We start from the raw sequence: 13,847 nt of genomic DNA, 5'->3' as shown, positions 1-13,847 counted from the left end.
ACGGCATGAAGCGCTTCAACTGATCGTGCACGTCACGGCGTTATCTACCACCACCAATCAATGATAGAAAGAACGTAGATCCGCCCAACACAATCAGCCCCGCAGCGCAGCTATGCACAATGAAGGTGTCGTATGTAGGCCCCTTGGATTTCCACGGCCTGGCCCATCCGGCATAAACCAGCAAAAGGACGATCGCGATCAGTTCAGCTTGCGCAGTCATGAACCATACATTCGCAAACGCCATACCCGCTGATAACGATTTTTCGTGGCCCAGCAAAATAGTAAATAAGCTGGCTACACCGAGCGGCAACCAGATAGCTATCCCAGCGGCCACCAGCAGGCAACGCTGCCCTAGGTGTGTTAATCGATGTGCGGTGGTGCTCATTCCTTGATCTCCATAAGGTGGCCGCTTTCCCGGGCCATCAACTTCCATTTCCATTAACCTAATGGGCGTTGTTTCAATTACCTTGGGTGTGTGATAACCGTCAATCATTGCATAGTCGGAGTAGATCGCCCAACTGATTGACCTTAATCAGGTGGTGGCCAGGCCTGATTTGCACGGCGCCTACCCTTTACGATATTCTTTAAAGTTATAACTACACTAAATATTCATTTAGTGTAGTTATAAAAAAGGGGCTGAGGGAGGATTGTAAAGCGCCTGCCCGACCTGTTTGCTCCAGTGCGCGATGAAAGTTGTGCCAAACTCCCTGTCAAGCATCCGCCTGCACTCTCCAAGGAACTTATGCCATGCGAGCAATGAAGGACCTTAGGCGCAACTTCGTCCGTGAGTTCTGGCGCGGACTGGCCATCGTCTGGCCAATCGTCTCGCTGTTACTGATATTCATGGCCCTGCTCGGCTGGGTTGTTGGGATCCGGGAAGGCTGGCCCTTGGGAGATGGCCTGTATTTTTCCTTCGTGACAGGTTTGACGATTGGGTATGGTGACTTGGTACCTAAAGATGGGTTGGCTCGTAGCCTGGCTGTTGTGATCGGAATGGCTGGCATCGTAATGACTGGATTAATCGTTGCGGTGGGCGTCCATGCGTTGCGCAAAGCACTGGAAGATCAAGGCATTCACTAACGACCGTTGCCCGGCCGACTTTCACAGCAGTCAGCCAGCCGCTCTTGGTCCAGCAGGCTCAAGCGCCCTCCTCGCCTTTGGCCCTCAAGCCGCGATCCCCCCAACGGCATGGTTTTGATTGCACCGGCAATTGCGCCGCAGCCAACAAGCCAGGTCGCGCCCATGGGCAATAACCCATTGGTCGGTATTTTCAGGACGCAGGCTGATCATCCGTAGCTCGATCACACTCCTAACTGTATCTGACGCCAAGGAGAACCGTGATGAACCAACTAATGAAAATGGGTGGCGGTAACGTCCAGGATGACTGGCCTGAGCTGGATCCGGGCCAGCCTGACGATCGGGTGGACGACCCGGATGCTGACCCGAATGTCACCGACGATGAGGAAAATCGTCCAGGCGTACCAGCAAGCGATCCCGAGTCAGGCGCTTGACCTTAGGGAGCGGGCAAAAGCCCGCTCCTTTCCCCTCAACTGCTAATCGCAGAGTCACTGACCGGCTGGTTGGGTTTTCCCCCGGACAGCCGCCAACTCACTGCGGTAATCCCATAGCGCTCAGCCATTGGCCTGCTGACTTTCTTGATTTTTTCGCGACCGAACTTGGGAATGATGCCAATACCCGCATCACAACTGGCCCAGTGCCAGGCTTCGGTGTTGTCCATCCGCTCCATGCGGATGATGAAACTGCGTGGTTCGCCACGCAGTTGGTAGTCAATGATGTACAGCTGGGGGTTAGGCATCACGGGGCCCTCCTCTTCTCCATGGATGACTCATTCATTGAGTGATGCCCGCCAGGAAAGATTCAAAATAATTGTCCAACAATTCACCCCACACCACTCCCCTCAAGGCAACGGTTCGGGTGCAGCGCCAGGTACCAGGATCACCTTGCGGCAGCGCTCCTGCTGCTCATCGAACAGTTCGTAGCCTCGCGCGGCATCTTCCAGCGCCAGCCGGTGAGTGATGATCGCTTGCGGGTTGAGCCGGCCTGCCTCGATGTGTTCGAGCAACTCCGGCAGGTAGCGATGGACATGCGTCTGGCCCATGCGGAAAGTCAGGCCCTTGTCGAAGGCGTCGCCGAACAAAAAGCCGTGAATGAAACCGGCATAGACCCCCGGCACGCTTACCACGCCACCACGGCGAACCGCAGCGATGCTCTGGCGTAACGCCTTGCCGCTGCTACCTTCGAGTTTCAGGGCCGTCAGCACGGTTTCGGTGGTGCTGCCTTTGGCTTCGAAGCCCACGGCATCGATCACTGCATCGACGCCCCGCATGCCGCGCGTCTGGCGAATGATGGTGTCGGCAGGATCGTCGTCGTGGGCAAAGTCGATAGGAATTACGCCGTAGGCCTGATGAGCATAATCCAGGCGATAGCCGCACTCATCGACCATGAAAATCTGCTCTACCCCCAACATTCTTGCACAGGCCGCCGACAGCAGCCCGACCGGCCCTGCGCCATAGATGGCCAGCGAAGCGCCCTGTCCGACCTCTGCGTTGAGCACCGCTTGCCAGGCGGTGGGCAGGATATCGGAAAGGAACAGCAGCTGATCATCGGCCAGGTGCCCTGGTACCTTGAACGGCCCGGTGTTGCCTTTGGGAACCCGTACGTAGTCGGCCTGGCCACCTGGCACCCCACCATACAGGTGGCTGTAGCCGAACAAGGCTGCACCCGGCGGGATGACTTTCTTGTTGAGAATCGCCCCGTGGCCCGTATTGGTGGTTTCACAGGCCGCGAACAGCTGGTGCTGGCAGAAGAAGCAGCCGCCGCACGCGATCACGAACGGGATCACCACCCGGTCACCGGGGCGTACGGCTGTCACTGCGCTACCAACGTCTTCGACGATCCCCATGAACTCGTGGCCGAGTATATCGCCCGTCTCGACCAAAGGGATCTTGCCACGATAAAGGTGCAAGTCCGAGCCGCAGATGGCCGTGGCGGTCACACGCAGAAGGATATCGTCATCTTCCTGCAGGTCCGGTTCTGGCACGTTGTCGACACGGACATCGCCAGCGCCGTGATAGGTCAATGCGCGCATGCTTGAGTCTCCCTGAGAGGACATCGGACGAGGCCGACAGGCCTCGGCTAACGCGACTGTTCAATTCGGCTGGCGGCCTCCACCATGGCTGTTCTGCCCGCCCTTGCGGCCAGCTTGCGAGGCGCGCTCTCTATCATTGGCAAAGTTGCCGCCCGACGCCTGCCCGCCCTTCTGGCCTGCACGGGAAGCCCGTTCACGGTCATTGGCAAAATTGCCCGGGTTGGTTTCCTTGGTGCCACCACGTTGTCCAGTCCGCTCTTGATCACGAGCCATGTCGTTTCTCCTTGCGATGGGATGGTTGGACGCATGAATCTTTGCCATGCCCTTTTTCCGAACCGCCGATGCGCAGGAATGCTCAATTCCATCGTGGGCAGGCGACCGGTGGCACGAAACACCGCCCGGAGAAATGTTTGCGCGCTCCCTTCTTGCCGGTGCTGCGAGCCTTACGCATGCACACTCCACTGTGTCACTTGCGCCTCGATCGGCATTTCATCGATGGCATGGATCAGGCCGCTCTTCAGTGCCTCCTGAGGATCCAGTATTCGCGGATAAGCCATCAGGTAGCGTTGAACGTCCAGTGCTTCGGCGCTGCCAGCGGTTCTTTCAGTGACGATCTGGGCATACAGCCGCAAATCATAATCCAGGCTCATCGCATACTCGGCCATACGCGCATGGTCCACCGCGCCATGCAGGGTCCAGTGAAACGGGTGAAACAGGAACTTGCTCATGGCGCAGGCGGTACGGTGCTCGCCCGCCAGAAACAGGATGTTGCCCATCGATTCGACGGTGCCGAGGTTGTGCGTGTGCACAGGTACAGGCAAGGCACGCAGGAAGTTGTACAAGGTAAACCCATAGCTGCATTCGCCGCCCATCGTGGCGATGTTCAACTGAAGCACATCGCCCCCCTGCTGCATCACCTTCGAGCAGGTACTGATCAGGTTGCCGCAGGTGGATGAGTTGATCGGGCCGGTGAAGTGAATGATGTGTCGGGCCATGTTTGCCTCCAGGTTAGCGGGTCATTCCCGTGTGCCGAACAAGCCTCCCATTGCGCCATCGCAACGTATTCGTCAGGTCTGGTTTTCGGTGGAAACGTGCGCGGGTGCAAAGTTCCCAGGACACAGCCAGTCACCACTGGTCAACCATCCTGAACCGTTTGTGGTCGCTGCGGGTCGCTAGTGAAGGGACAGCAATGAGGACCACAGTGTGAGCGAGATCCGCATCGGCATATCCGGATGGCGCTATGGCCCCTGGCGCAAGGACTTCTACCCCAAGGGCCTGCGGCAGGACGATGAATTGGCATTTGCCTCGCGCGCCGTCAACAGCATAGAAATAAACGGGTCGTTCTACAGCCTGCAGACACCGGAACGCTATGAGCGCTGGCGGGACGATACGCCGGAAGACTTCGTCTTTTCAGTCAAAGGGCCCCGCTATATCACGCATGGCCGGCGCCTCAAGGACATCGAAGAGCCGCTGGCGAATTTCTTTGCATCGGGCCTTTTGTTGCTGGGGGACAAGCTGGGGCCGATTCTGTGGCAGTTCCCGCCGAACATGAAATTCGATGAGGATCGTTTCGAGCGGTTCCTCGCGCTATTACCTCACGACCGCGAGGCGGCGCACGCCTGTGCCCGCAACTGCGCTGAGCGTTTACGGGGTAATGGCGGCACTGCCATCGAAGGCAATGCACGTATGCGCCACGCAGTAGAGATTCGTAATGAGAGCTTTTTGTGCGAGGAGTTCGTGCGCATGCTGCGCAAGTACCGGGTGGCGCTAGTAGTCGCCGACAGCGCGGGAAAGTGGCCCTCTGTCGAGGATGTGACCGCTGATTTCGTCTACCTGCGTCTGCACGGGGATGTCGAGCTTTACAGCAGCGGGTATACCGCCCGCGCCTTGCGCCGCTGGAAGCAGCGGATCGAATGCTGGAGTCGCGGCGACCAGCCGGACGATGCCCACCTGATAGTCAATCAGCCGCCACCCCGGCGTGCGTCACGGGATGTGTATTGCTATTTCGACAACGACCAGAAGGTACATGCACCTTACGACGCGCGCCGTCTTCTGGACAAACTGGATCTGAACGGCCACTTGGTGACAGAACCGGGTGTGACACCGCAGGTGCAATTGTGAACAAGACACTGCAAACACCCGCCAGCATCATCGACCAGGCCACCGCGGTACATCGTCTCAATGTATTGACGATCAACGTGCACAAAGGCTTCACCGCGCTGAACCGGCGTTTCATCCTGCCCGAGTTGCGCGAGGCGGTTCGAGCCACCGATGCCGATCTTGTGTTCCTGCAGGAGGTGCACGGCAGCCATGAGCACCATGCCGTGCGCCATCCCGCGTGGCCCGAAACCCCGCAGTATGAATTTCTCGCCGACAGCATGTGGCCGCAGTTCGCCTATGGCCGTAATGCCATTTACCCGCATGGCGATCATGGCAACGCGCTGCTGTCGAAATTCCCCATTGCCGAGCACCGCAACCTCGATGTGTCGATCCATGGCAACGAACAGCGCGGCTTGCTGCACTGTCGCCTGGAGGTGCCCGGCCACGAATCGGTTCATGCAGTCTGCGTGCATCTGGGGTTGCGTGAAGCCCATCGGCAGCGCCAGGTAAGCCTGCTGTTCGACTTGCTCGACAGCTTGCCCGCCGATGCACCGGTGATTGTCGCCGGGGACTTCAACGACTGGCGCTTGAAGGCCGACGCTGTGCTCTCGCAACGCCTGGTGGAAGCGTTCGGCGAGCATTTTGGTAGCCCGGCCCGCAGTTTCCCGGCGCGCCTGCCGCTGCTGCGGCTGGACCGTATCTACTTGCGCAATGCCAAACCGGGCAAGGCGCAAGTGTTGTCCCATTATCCCTGGTCGCATTTGTCTGACCATGCCCCATTGGCTGCGGAGATCAACCTGTGAACAAACCTTGGGTGGATGGCAACAGTGTCGAGCTGTTGATCAATGGCGAAGGCTTTTACCCCCGCGTGTTCGAGGCCATGGCTCAGGCGCGCGAAGAAATCCTACTTGAAACGTTCATCATCTTCGACGACAAGGTCGGCCAGCAGCTGCAACGGGTGCTGATCGATGCGGCGCGCCGCGGCGTGCGGGTGGAACTGGCGGTGGATGGTTACGGCACAGCCGATCTGCCGGATGCCTTCATTTCGGCGATGACCGAAGCGGGTGTGCGGTTTCACGCCTTCGACCCGCAACCACGGGTAGCCGGCATGCGGACCAACCTGTTCCGCCGCCTGCACCGCAAGATCGTGGTGGTGGATGGCGAACGGGCATTCGTTGGCGGGATCAACTACAGCGCCGATCACCTGGGCGATTATGGCCCGATGGCCAAGCAGGACTACGCGGTGGAGGTTCGTGGCCCGGTGGTCGCGCAGGTGCACGCTTCCAGCCGACGGCTGATGGCCCCGGTCCTCGAACCGCCCAGTCAGGTACAGCCGCTCACCCAGCCCGCAGGCCAAGTAAGCGCCGTGCTGGTCGAGCGGGACAACACGCGCCACCGTAGCGATATCGAGGCCTGTTACCTGCAGGCCGTGCGTGCTGCCCGTCAGCGCATCGTAGTTGCCAATGCTTATTTCTTCCCCGGTTACCGCCTGTTGCGCGAGTTGCGCAATGCAGCGCGCCGTGGTGTGCAGGTAACCCTGATCCTGCAGGGCCAGCCGGACATGCGCTGGGTACGTGCGCTGTCCAGACTGTTGTACAACTACCTGTTGCGCGACGGCGTGCATATTCACGAATACTGCCAGCGCCCTCTGCACGGCAAAGTGGCGTTGGTGGACGATGAATGGTCGACAGTGGGCTCCAGCAACCTCGACCCGCTGAGCCTGTCGTTCAACCTTGAGGCCAACCTGCTCATCCGTGATCGGGCGTTCAACCAACACCTGTACCAACACTTGGCCTCGCTCGCCAGTGACCAATGCAAGGCGGTGACGCTGGAGCGGATGATCCGCGGTTACTGGTGGCGGGCGCCGCTGATTTTCATCGGCTTTCACCTGACCCGCTACTTCCCGCGCATTGCCGGCTGGTTCCCGGCGCACCGCCAACGCCTGAAATCTGTCCAGCCTGAAGCGCAGGCCCAGGGCGACCTTCACGAGGGCAATACCTGATGAAGCACAAAGCCTGGCATACCTGGGGCAAGCGCCTGCTGACCCTGCTGTTCATCGTGCTGATACCGGCGCTGCTGTACATGCTGGCGCGCAACCTTGACTGGAATGAGGTACGCCAGTCACTGGTCGCCTACAAGCCAAGCACCCTGATCATCGGCTTGGGCCTGGCGCTGTGCAGCTACCTGACATTCGCCGGCTACGACCTGCTGGCCCGCGCCTATACCGGCCACCACCTGCCAGCGCGGCAAGTGCTGCCGGTGGCCTTCGTCTGCTATGCCTTCAACCTGAATTTCACCACCTGGGTCGGCGGCGTTGCCTTGCGTTACCGGTTATACGGACGGCTGGGCCTGGACACGGGGACCATCACCAAGATCCTGACCCTGGGGCTGCTGACCAACTGGATGGGCTACATGCTGCTTGCCGGTACGGTGTTCGCCCTGCGCCTGGTCAAGTTGCCGGAAAACTGGGCAGTGGGCGTAACCGGGCTGCAGATGATCGGTTTTCTGCTGCTGGGTGTGGCACTGGCCTATCTGCTGGCCTGCGGTTTTGCCAAGCGTCGTACATGGCGGGTGCGCGAGCATGAAATCACCCTGCCCTCGCTGCGCCTGGCGCTGTGCCAGGTGGCGCTGGGGGCCAGCAACTGGGCATTGATGGCAGCACTGATTTACTGGCTGCTGCCCGGAGACCTGTTCTACCCCTCTATTCTCGGCATCTTGCTGATCAGTTGCGTGGCTGGAGTCGTCGCCCACATTCCCGCCGGGCTGGGTGTGCTCGAAGCCGTGTTTCTTGCGCTGCTGCACGGCCAACTGGGCCAGGGCAGCCTGGTGGCGGCGCTGCTGGGCTACCGCACCCTTTACTACCTGATCCCGCTGCTGCTGGCGGTGATTACCTACCTGATACTGGAAAAACGCGCCCGCGCTATGCGCCAACGCGGTGAAGCGACATTACGCAAGACCTGAACACGGGCCCAAGGCCCGGGAGGTGGCACATGCGTTTATCTCTGCTGATGGTGGTGCTGGGCAGCCTGGCCAGCACGCAGGTACTGGCCGACGCGTGCGAGGTGATGACCCGCTCCGCCAGTGAAGCGGTCAAGCCAGTTGAAGGACGGACCTGCTACAGCTACAGCAACATGCCGGCTGAAGCGATCAATTGGTCATGCAGCAATGAGAGCAAGGAGATGCTCAGCACCGAGAAGCACAAGGTCCCGCGCTGCGCCGATGGCAGTGTGGGCAGCTGCATCGCGCCGTTGACCCAGGAGACCCTTGCCAACCCGAAATCGGCAGGGCGCGACGAGCCCTCCACGCGCCCGACGCTGCCCAAGGACGCTCAGGTAATCACGTATTACTACGACACCCCCAGCCTCGGCCAGGCCCGTACCGACTGCGAGCGCAATAACGGGATCTGGCAGACGCATTGAGGCCCAGGCCTGCCGCGCCCCGGGAGCCGGCATTGCCAGCTCCCGGGGCGCGTGCTGCAGCAGATATCAAGCTGTTCAAAGGGTCAGGGGGAAATCGGGTCGCTGGCCGGAAAGGTTTCATCCAGGGCATTGTCGACCTTGTTTTCATCGGGCTGAGCCGCTTCACCGCACTTGCAATCAGTCATGCGGCACGGCTCACCATTGCGGTGCCCTGATGCACAAGCCTCACAGCAATAGGCTTTGTCATTCTGCATGCGGGCATTCTCGTCCACCGTGCAAGAACAGTTCGCACACGCACATCGTCGCTCATTCATGGTCATTTCCTCGGCTCGTTATCAACCACTTCATCAGTCCAGGGTTCACCGTCCAGCGGAGCGGACCGTGCCAGCTCAGCTTCGTCCAGGCCAATGCCACCACCGATCTCCTGCTCATCGACCTCACGCAGGCTCTCGTCCGCTGGGCCGTCGTCATCGCCCGGTTCGTAAGGGTCGCGCGCGCCAGTTTCATCCAGCAGGGTGCCGGGGCTCAGGTCATCGTCGGTGACGTTGTCTTCCTGCACGCTGTCCGTCAGTGTCTCACCGCCGGTCATGCCGCCTTCTGCGACGCGCCGCGCAGGGAACTCCTTCGCTACTTCAGCCGCCGGGCGTTCATCCCCTATGCGCCCCTCGGGGCGGTCGTTGAAGTCCAGCTCGTGCACGCTGCCCATGCGGTCCTCGGTGTCATCGATTTCGCTGGGGGTATAGGGCTGGCGATCATCGGGTCGGCTCATTTGGGCTCTCCATCAGGGGTGTGTCCGGTCGACTGTGAGTGGCCCTGGAAAATTCAGAGTTTTTTCGCCCGCCAGCGTGCAATCGATTTTTTGAACTACCGCCCGGCCCGCTGCCTCCCAAATGAGAGACCGCGACCCCTGGGAGCCTTAGATGACGGCCAAGCCCCTGCAGGAATATGAGCGCAAGCGCGACTTCAATGCCACACCCGAGCCCAGTGGCAAGCGCGGCCGTGCCAAACGTAGCCATGCCCTGCAGTTCTGCATTCAGAAGCACGACGCCAGCCACCTGCATTACGACTTCCGTCTGGAACTGAACGGTACGCTGAAAAGCTGGGCCATCCCCAAAGGGCCCTCCCTGGACCCCAAGGTGCGACGCCTGGCGGTGCACGTAGAGGATCACCCGCTCGACTACGCCGATTTCGAAGGCAATATCCCGCAGGGTCACTATGGCGCCGGCGATGTGATCGTCTGGGACCGTGGCATCTGGGAGCCAGAGGGTGACGCAAACCAGGCCTATGCCAAGGGCAAGCTGCGCTTTCGCTTGCAAGGGGAGAAGCTGAGCGGCGTGTGGAACCTGTTCCGCACCCGCCTGGCAGGCAAGAAAGAGCAGTGGATGCTGGTCAAGTCCCACGATGCTCAGGCACGCAGCGAGGCCGACTACAGCATCGTTGAAGCGCAGCCTGACAGCGTGATCAGCGATCGCACGCTGGTGCCGCGAAGCAGTGCCAGCGCCAAACCTGTGCAACCGCCCAAGCGCAAGCGGGCCGGCGCGGGCAAGAAAGCGACCTTGCCCGGGCAACTGCAACCGCAGCTTGCGACCCTGGTCGATTCACCCCCCGCTGGCGACTGGCGCTATGAAGTCAAGTTCGACGGTTATCGCGTGCTCGCTCGTATTGAAGGAGACGACGTGCGGCTGTTCACCCGCAACGGCCATGACTGGAGCCACAAAATGCCAAGGCAAGTGGCTGCGCTTCGCGCTTTAGGCCTGGACAGCGCCTGGCTTGATGGCGAGATGGTCGTCAACGGCGAGAACGGGGTGGCCGACTTCCAGGCGTTACAGAATGCCTTCGACACCGCCCACGACGAGCGGATCGTCTATTACCTGTTTGACCTTCTTTTCCTGGGTGGCCAGGACCTGCGCGAGCGGCCCCTGGAAGACCGGCGCAAAGCATTGGGTGAACTGCTTGAGCATGACCAGTCCGAGGTTCTGGAGTTTTCTGCCGACTTCGAGCAACCGGTGGAGTCGCTGCTCGACAGCGCCTGCCGCCTGCAGCTTGAAGGGTTGATCGGCAAACGCGCCGGTAGTCCCTATACGGGCCGGCGCAGCGCGGACTGGATCAAGCTCAAGTGCAAACAGCGCCAGGAGTTCGTCATTGTCGGGTTCACCGACCCCAAGGGGAGCCGCAGCGGCTTCGGTGCCCTGTTGCTCGCCCTGCATGACCCGGACAGCGGTGAGCTCCGTTATGCCGGCAAGGTCGGGACCGGCTTCAGCGCCACCACACTCGACAGTATCCATGCACGCCTCAAACCCCTGGAAATCGGCAAACCCGCCCTGCCCCGGCCACCCACCGGGGCTGAAGCCCGAGGAGTTCATTGGCTCAAGCCGAAACTGATGGCAGAAGTTGCGTATGCGCAAATGACTCGGGACGGCGTGGTTCGCCATTCGGTCTTCCATGGGCTGCGCGACGATAAACCTGCCAGCGCCATCGACCTGGAGCGTGCCATGCCTGCCAAGACCGTGCCCAAAGCCAAGCGTGCCAAAGCGACAGAAGGCCTGGGCGACCTGCGCCTGACGCATCCGGAGCGCATCATCGACGCCAGCATTGGCGCCACCAAGCGCCAGATTGCCGAATACTACGCAGGCGTCAGTCAGTGGATCCTGCCGCAACTCAAGGACCGCCCGGTGGCGCTGGTACGGGCGCCGGAGGGCCTCGATGGCGAGCTGTTCTTCCAGAAGAACGCCGGCCAGTTGCATATCGCCAATGTGCTCAGTTACGACAAGGCCGAAGCCGGCCAGGCGGCGATGGTCATCAATCGCCCTGATACGTTGCTCGGTGCCGTGCAGATGAACATGCTCGAGCTGCACACCTGGAATGCCACCGACAAGGACTTCGACAAGCCCGACCGTTTTGTGCTCGACCTTGACCCGGACCCGGCACTGCCCTGGAAGGCCATGCTCGAAGCCACTCAGCTCGCCCTCACGCTGCTCGACGAACTGGGCCTCAAAGTGTTCCTCAAAACCAGCGGCGGCAAAGGCATGCACCTGGTCGTGCCATTGACCCGCCGTGCGGGCTGGGACGAGGTGAAAGACTTCAGCCATGCCGTAGTCAATTACCTGGCCAAGCTGTTCCCCGACCGGCTCAGCGCGGTGTCCGGGCCAAAGAACCGGGTTGGGCGGATCTTCATCGATTACCTGCGCAACGGTAAAGGTGCGACCACTGCCTGCGCTTACTCCCTGCGTGCCCGGGAAGGCCTGCCGGTGTCGGTGCCGGTCTGGCGCGAAGAACTCGGCCAGCTCAAGGGCGCCAACCAGTGGCACATCGGCAACCTGCACGAACGCCTGGCGGAGGTCGATGACCCATGGGCAGACATGGGCAAAACCCGACAATCGATCACAGCGCGCATGCGCAAACAGATGGGGATGACATGAGCATCATTCAGGATTTTGACCTGAACACCCTCGACAGCCTGCTGCGTACGTTCAGCGAGCGCGCGCAGCCTTTGAGCTTGGACACCAAGCTTTCGCAACTGATGCAGGCGCTGTTGGCGGACCATCTCGACCTGCTCCCGCTGCCGGGCCAAGGGCATACCTTGCAGCGTTGGCAGACCTTGGCGCGCATTGCCGGCTGCGACCTGGCACTGGCCAAGGTGTACGAAGGCCATACCGACGCGCTGGCGATTCTGGCTGAATGCGGCGCTGCTCACCTGGTGGGGGATGCTGTATGGGGCGTGTGGGCCGCAGAGCCCCCTGAAGCGCGGGCGCGGATCATTGCCCGTGACGGCGACCAGGTGCACCTTGCCGGTAGCAAGGCCTGGTGCTCAGGTGCCTTGCAGATCGACCGTGCGCTGATCACCGCCTGGGCTGAAGATGACCAGCCGCAACTGGTGGCGATCGAACTGGCCCACCCCACCCAGGGGTTGCAGGTCGATCACTGGCAAGCAGTGGGTATGGCCACGACCGCCAGCATTGAAATCACCTTTGAGGGTTCGCCTGGGATCGCCGTAGGCCAGCCAGGGCAGTACCTTTCACGCCCCGGTTTCTGGCACGGCGGTGCGGGGATCGCTGCCTGCTGGTACGGCGCCGCAGAGGCGCTGGCCGATTATTTGCGTGAACGTTGCCGTAAACCACGCCCCGATCCGCACGCCCAGGCGCACCTGGGGGCAGTGGATGCGGCGTTGTACGGTGCCCGTGCAGCACTGCGTGAATGTGCTGCGTGGATAGATCGCCAGCCCAGCGCCGACGCCAGCTTCGAGGTACGCCGCGTGCGTGCCCAGGTAGAGCACGCTGTAGAGCAGGTGATCCACCATGTGGGGCGTGCGTTGGGTGCAACGCCGTTCTGCCGCAGCAGCCATTTTGCACGGCTAAGCGCCGACCTCCCGGTCTTTCTGCGCCAGAGCCATGCCGAACGCGACCTGGCCGCACTCGGCCAACAGCTGGCCCAGGTGCCGGCAGGAGCCTGGCAATTATGAGCGAGAACCTGATCGAGGCCAGTGAAGGCAGGCCATGGGCCGCGTGGCAGCAGTCCGCACACTTGGCGCGGGCGACCTGGATCACCCCGGACCAATTGCTACCCGCAGGTCGACGCCTGGTACTGCTGGCGCCGCACCCCGATGACGAGATTCTCATGGCCGGTGGACTGTTGGCAGGGCTGCACGGCCGCGAGCAGGACGTGCTGCTGATCTCCGCCACCGACGGTGAAGGGAGCCACCCTGATTCCGCGACCTGGACCGAACACCGCCTGCGCCGCCAACGGCCACTTGAAAGCCGGCACGCCCTGCAACAGCTGGACCTGGACCTCAACCGGCTGGACTGGCGGCGCCTGCACCTCAAAGACGGTGCGCTTCCACGAGACGAAGCGTTTCTGGTCAATCACCTTAACCAACTGCTCGAGCCGGATGACGTGCTGATGACGACCTGGCGCGGCGACGGCCACTGCGACCACGAAGCGCTTGGCCGGGCGGCAGCGCAAGCCGCCCTGGCGCGCCAGGTGCAATTGGTGGAAGTGCCCGTGTGGGCCTGGCATTGGGCTCAGCCTGACGACCCGCGCCTGCCTTGGTCGCGGGCGCATCGCATTGCGCTGGATGAAGCACGGGTTGCGCGCAAGCGTCAGGCCTTGGCGGCGTATCACAGCCAGCTGGAGCCCGACCAGGGGCGTGCGCCGGTACTGCCCGCCCACCTGCTCGATTGCCTGCTGCAACCCTTCGAACTGGTGTTCCTGTAAAGGAGTTG

17 protein-coding genes are annotated in these 13,847 nt (G+C 61.3%); 10 read left to right on the top strand and 7 right to left on the bottom strand.

The window, feature by feature from the left end; genetic code table 11:
- Positions 1-40 precede the first annotated feature (40 nt).
- Positions 41-385 (bottom strand): hypothetical protein, encoded by a 345-nt coding sequence (locus tag EGJ09_RS13720; protein WP_046786219.1) that lies wholly within the window; start codon positions 383-385, stop codon positions 41-43.
- Between the two features lie 362 nt (positions 386-747).
- Between EGJ09_RS13720 and EGJ09_RS13715 the strand changes: the two genes are divergently transcribed.
- The gene (locus EGJ09_RS13715) at positions 748-1,080 is read left to right on the top strand and encodes a potassium channel family protein (protein ID WP_196996322.1); all 333 of its coding nucleotides are present in this window, start codon (positions 748-750) and stop codon (positions 1,078-1,080) included.
- A gap of 260 nt (positions 1,081-1,340) precedes the next feature.
- Entirely contained in the window at positions 1,341-1,511 is a 171-nt protein-coding gene (locus EGJ09_RS26450; RefSeq protein WP_158621136.1) for a hypothetical protein, read from the top strand.
- A 35-nt stretch (positions 1,512-1,546) separates the two neighbouring features.
- Here EGJ09_RS26450 and EGJ09_RS13710 read toward each other — a convergent pair whose 3' ends face one another.
- From EGJ09_RS13710 to EGJ09_RS13695, 4 genes are all read right to left on the bottom strand, one after another.
- Positions 1,547-1,816 (bottom strand): DUF6555 family protein, encoded by a 270-nt coding sequence (locus tag EGJ09_RS13710; RefSeq protein WP_046786216.1) that lies wholly within the window; start codon positions 1,814-1,816, stop codon positions 1,547-1,549.
- Positions 1,817-1,918: 102 nt separating this feature from the next.
- Entirely contained in the window at positions 1,919-3,109 is a 1,191-nt protein-coding gene (locus EGJ09_RS13705) for a zinc-dependent alcohol dehydrogenase (RefSeq protein WP_046786215.1), read from the bottom strand.
- Between the two features lie 60 nt (positions 3,110-3,169).
- Positions 3,170-3,382 (bottom strand): general stress protein, encoded by a 213-nt coding sequence (locus EGJ09_RS13700; protein ID WP_046786214.1) that lies wholly within the window; start codon positions 3,380-3,382, stop codon positions 3,170-3,172.
- 170 nt (positions 3,383-3,552) lie between these two features.
- Positions 3,553-4,104, bottom strand: coding sequence for an ATP-dependent Clp protease proteolytic subunit (locus tag EGJ09_RS13695; protein ID WP_046786213.1), 552 nt, complete (start codon positions 4,102-4,104; stop codon positions 3,553-3,555).
- Positions 4,105-4,312: 208 nt separating this feature from the next.
- Between EGJ09_RS13695 and EGJ09_RS13690 the strand changes: the two genes are divergently transcribed.
- Genes EGJ09_RS13690 through EGJ09_RS13670 form a run of 5 tightly spaced genes read left to right on the top strand, consistent with a single transcriptional unit; the run spans position 4,313 to position 8,628 of the window.
- A complete protein-coding gene (locus tag EGJ09_RS13690; RefSeq protein WP_125924145.1) occupies positions 4,313-5,230 on the top strand; it encodes a DUF72 domain-containing protein in 918 nt (305 codons plus the stop codon).
- The gene (locus EGJ09_RS13685) at positions 5,227-6,012 is read left to right on the top strand and encodes an endonuclease/exonuclease/phosphatase family protein (RefSeq protein ID WP_125924144.1); all 786 of its coding nucleotides are present in this window, start codon (positions 5,227-5,229) and stop codon (positions 6,010-6,012) included. The genes EGJ09_RS13690 and EGJ09_RS13685 overlap by 4 nt, the downstream gene beginning before the upstream one ends.
- Positions 6,009-7,211, top strand: coding sequence for a cardiolipin synthase ClsB (gene clsB, locus EGJ09_RS13680; protein ID WP_115274793.1), 1,203 nt, complete (start codon positions 6,009-6,011; stop codon positions 7,209-7,211). The genes EGJ09_RS13685 and clsB overlap by 4 nt, the downstream gene beginning before the upstream one ends.
- Positions 7,211-8,170, top strand: a complete 960-nt coding sequence (locus EGJ09_RS13675; protein ID WP_046786209.1) for a lysylphosphatidylglycerol synthase domain-containing protein — start codon at positions 7,211-7,213, stop codon at positions 8,168-8,170. Before clsB ends, EGJ09_RS13675 begins: the two co-directional genes overlap by 1 nt.
- Before the next feature lie 29 nt (positions 8,171-8,199).
- The gene (locus tag EGJ09_RS13670; RefSeq protein ID WP_046786208.1) at positions 8,200-8,628 is read left to right on the top strand and encodes a hypothetical protein; all 429 of its coding nucleotides are present in this window, start codon (positions 8,200-8,202) and stop codon (positions 8,626-8,628) included.
- Between the two features lie 83 nt (positions 8,629-8,711).
- Here the strand turns inward: EGJ09_RS13670 and EGJ09_RS13665 are convergent, their stop codons facing one another.
- Together EGJ09_RS13665 and EGJ09_RS13660 are read right to left on the bottom strand one after the other, a co-directional pair.
- Positions 8,712-8,942 carry a metallothionein gene (locus EGJ09_RS13665; protein WP_046786207.1) on the bottom strand — a complete coding sequence of 77 codons (231 nt, stop codon included), beginning with the start codon at positions 8,940-8,942 and terminating at the stop codon, positions 8,712-8,714.
- Positions 8,943-8,944: 2 nt separating this feature from the next.
- Positions 8,945-9,397, bottom strand: coding sequence for a phosphotransferase system, HPr-related protein (locus EGJ09_RS13660; protein WP_115274791.1), 453 nt, complete (start codon positions 9,395-9,397; stop codon positions 8,945-8,947).
- Positions 9,398-9,548: 151 nt separating this feature from the next.
- Between EGJ09_RS13660 and ligD the strand changes: the two genes are divergently transcribed.
- From ligD to EGJ09_RS13645, 3 genes are read left to right on the top strand one after another with little or no spacing between them, the layout of a single operon-like run.
- Entirely contained in the window at positions 9,549-12,047 is a 2,499-nt protein-coding gene (ligD, locus tag EGJ09_RS13655; RefSeq protein ID WP_125924143.1) for a DNA ligase D, read from the top strand.
- Positions 12,044-13,087: an acyl-CoA dehydrogenase family protein gene (locus tag EGJ09_RS13650; protein ID WP_125924142.1), complete on the top strand. Its 1,044-nt coding sequence runs from the start codon at positions 12,044-12,046 to the stop codon at positions 13,085-13,087. Before ligD ends, EGJ09_RS13650 begins: the two co-directional genes overlap by 4 nt.
- Positions 13,084-13,839, top strand: a complete 756-nt coding sequence (locus tag EGJ09_RS13645; protein WP_125924141.1) for a PIG-L deacetylase family protein — start codon at positions 13,084-13,086, stop codon at positions 13,837-13,839. Before EGJ09_RS13650 ends, EGJ09_RS13645 begins: the two co-directional genes overlap by 4 nt.
- The last annotated feature ends 8 nt before the right edge of the window (positions 13,840-13,847 follow it).

The organism is Pseudomonas sp. p106 (assembly GCF_003936645.1).
GTDB classification, from domain to species: Bacteria; Pseudomonadota; Gammaproteobacteria; order Pseudomonadales; family Pseudomonadaceae; genus Aquipseudomonas; species Aquipseudomonas putida_E.
Note: the sequence above shows the minus strand (reverse complement) of the source record. Positions and strands in the feature narration are given on the sequence as shown.

Excerpts from the sequence above, each read along its gene's own strand:
- EGJ09_RS13720 (WP_046786219.1), bottom strand. The coding sequence starts at position 385 with ATGAGCACCACCGCACATCGATTAACACACCTAGGGCAGCGTTGCCTG.
- EGJ09_RS13715 (WP_196996322.1), top strand. The coding sequence starts at position 748 with ATGCGAGCAATGAAGGACCTTAGGCGCAACTTCGTCCGTGAGTTCTGG.
- EGJ09_RS26450 (WP_158621136.1), top strand. The coding sequence starts at position 1,341 with ATGAACCAACTAATGAAAATGGGTGGCGGTAACGTCCAGGATGACTGG.
- EGJ09_RS13710 (WP_046786216.1), bottom strand. The coding sequence starts at position 1,816 with ATGCCTAACCCCCAGCTGTACATCATTGACTACCAACTGCGTGGCGAA.
- EGJ09_RS13705 (WP_046786215.1), bottom strand. The coding sequence starts at position 3,109 with ATGCGCGCATTGACCTATCACGGCGCTGGCGATGTCCGTGTCGACAAC.
- EGJ09_RS13700 (WP_046786214.1), bottom strand. The coding sequence starts at position 3,382 with ATGGCTCGTGATCAAGAGCGGACTGGACAACGTGGTGGCACCAAGGAA.
- EGJ09_RS13695 (WP_046786213.1), bottom strand. The coding sequence starts at position 4,104 with ATGGCCCGACACATCATTCACTTCACCGGCCCGATCAACTCATCCACC.
- EGJ09_RS13675 (WP_046786209.1), top strand. The coding sequence starts at position 7,211 with ATGAAGCACAAAGCCTGGCATACCTGGGGCAAGCGCCTGCTGACCCTG.
- EGJ09_RS13670 (WP_046786208.1), top strand. The coding sequence starts at position 8,200 with ATGCGTTTATCTCTGCTGATGGTGGTGCTGGGCAGCCTGGCCAGCACG.
- EGJ09_RS13665 (WP_046786207.1), bottom strand. The coding sequence starts at position 8,942 with ATGAATGAGCGACGATGTGCGTGTGCGAACTGTTCTTGCACGGTGGAC.
- EGJ09_RS13660 (WP_115274791.1), bottom strand. The coding sequence starts at position 9,397 with ATGAGCCGACCCGATGATCGCCAGCCCTATACCCCCAGCGAAATCGAT.
- ligD (WP_125924143.1), top strand. The coding sequence starts at position 9,549 with ATGACGGCCAAGCCCCTGCAGGAATATGAGCGCAAGCGCGACTTCAAT.
- EGJ09_RS13650 (WP_125924142.1), top strand. The coding sequence starts at position 12,044 with ATGAGCATCATTCAGGATTTTGACCTGAACACCCTCGACAGCCTGCTG.
- EGJ09_RS13645 (WP_125924141.1), top strand. The coding sequence starts at position 13,084 with ATGAGCGAGAACCTGATCGAGGCCAGTGAAGGCAGGCCATGGGCCGCG.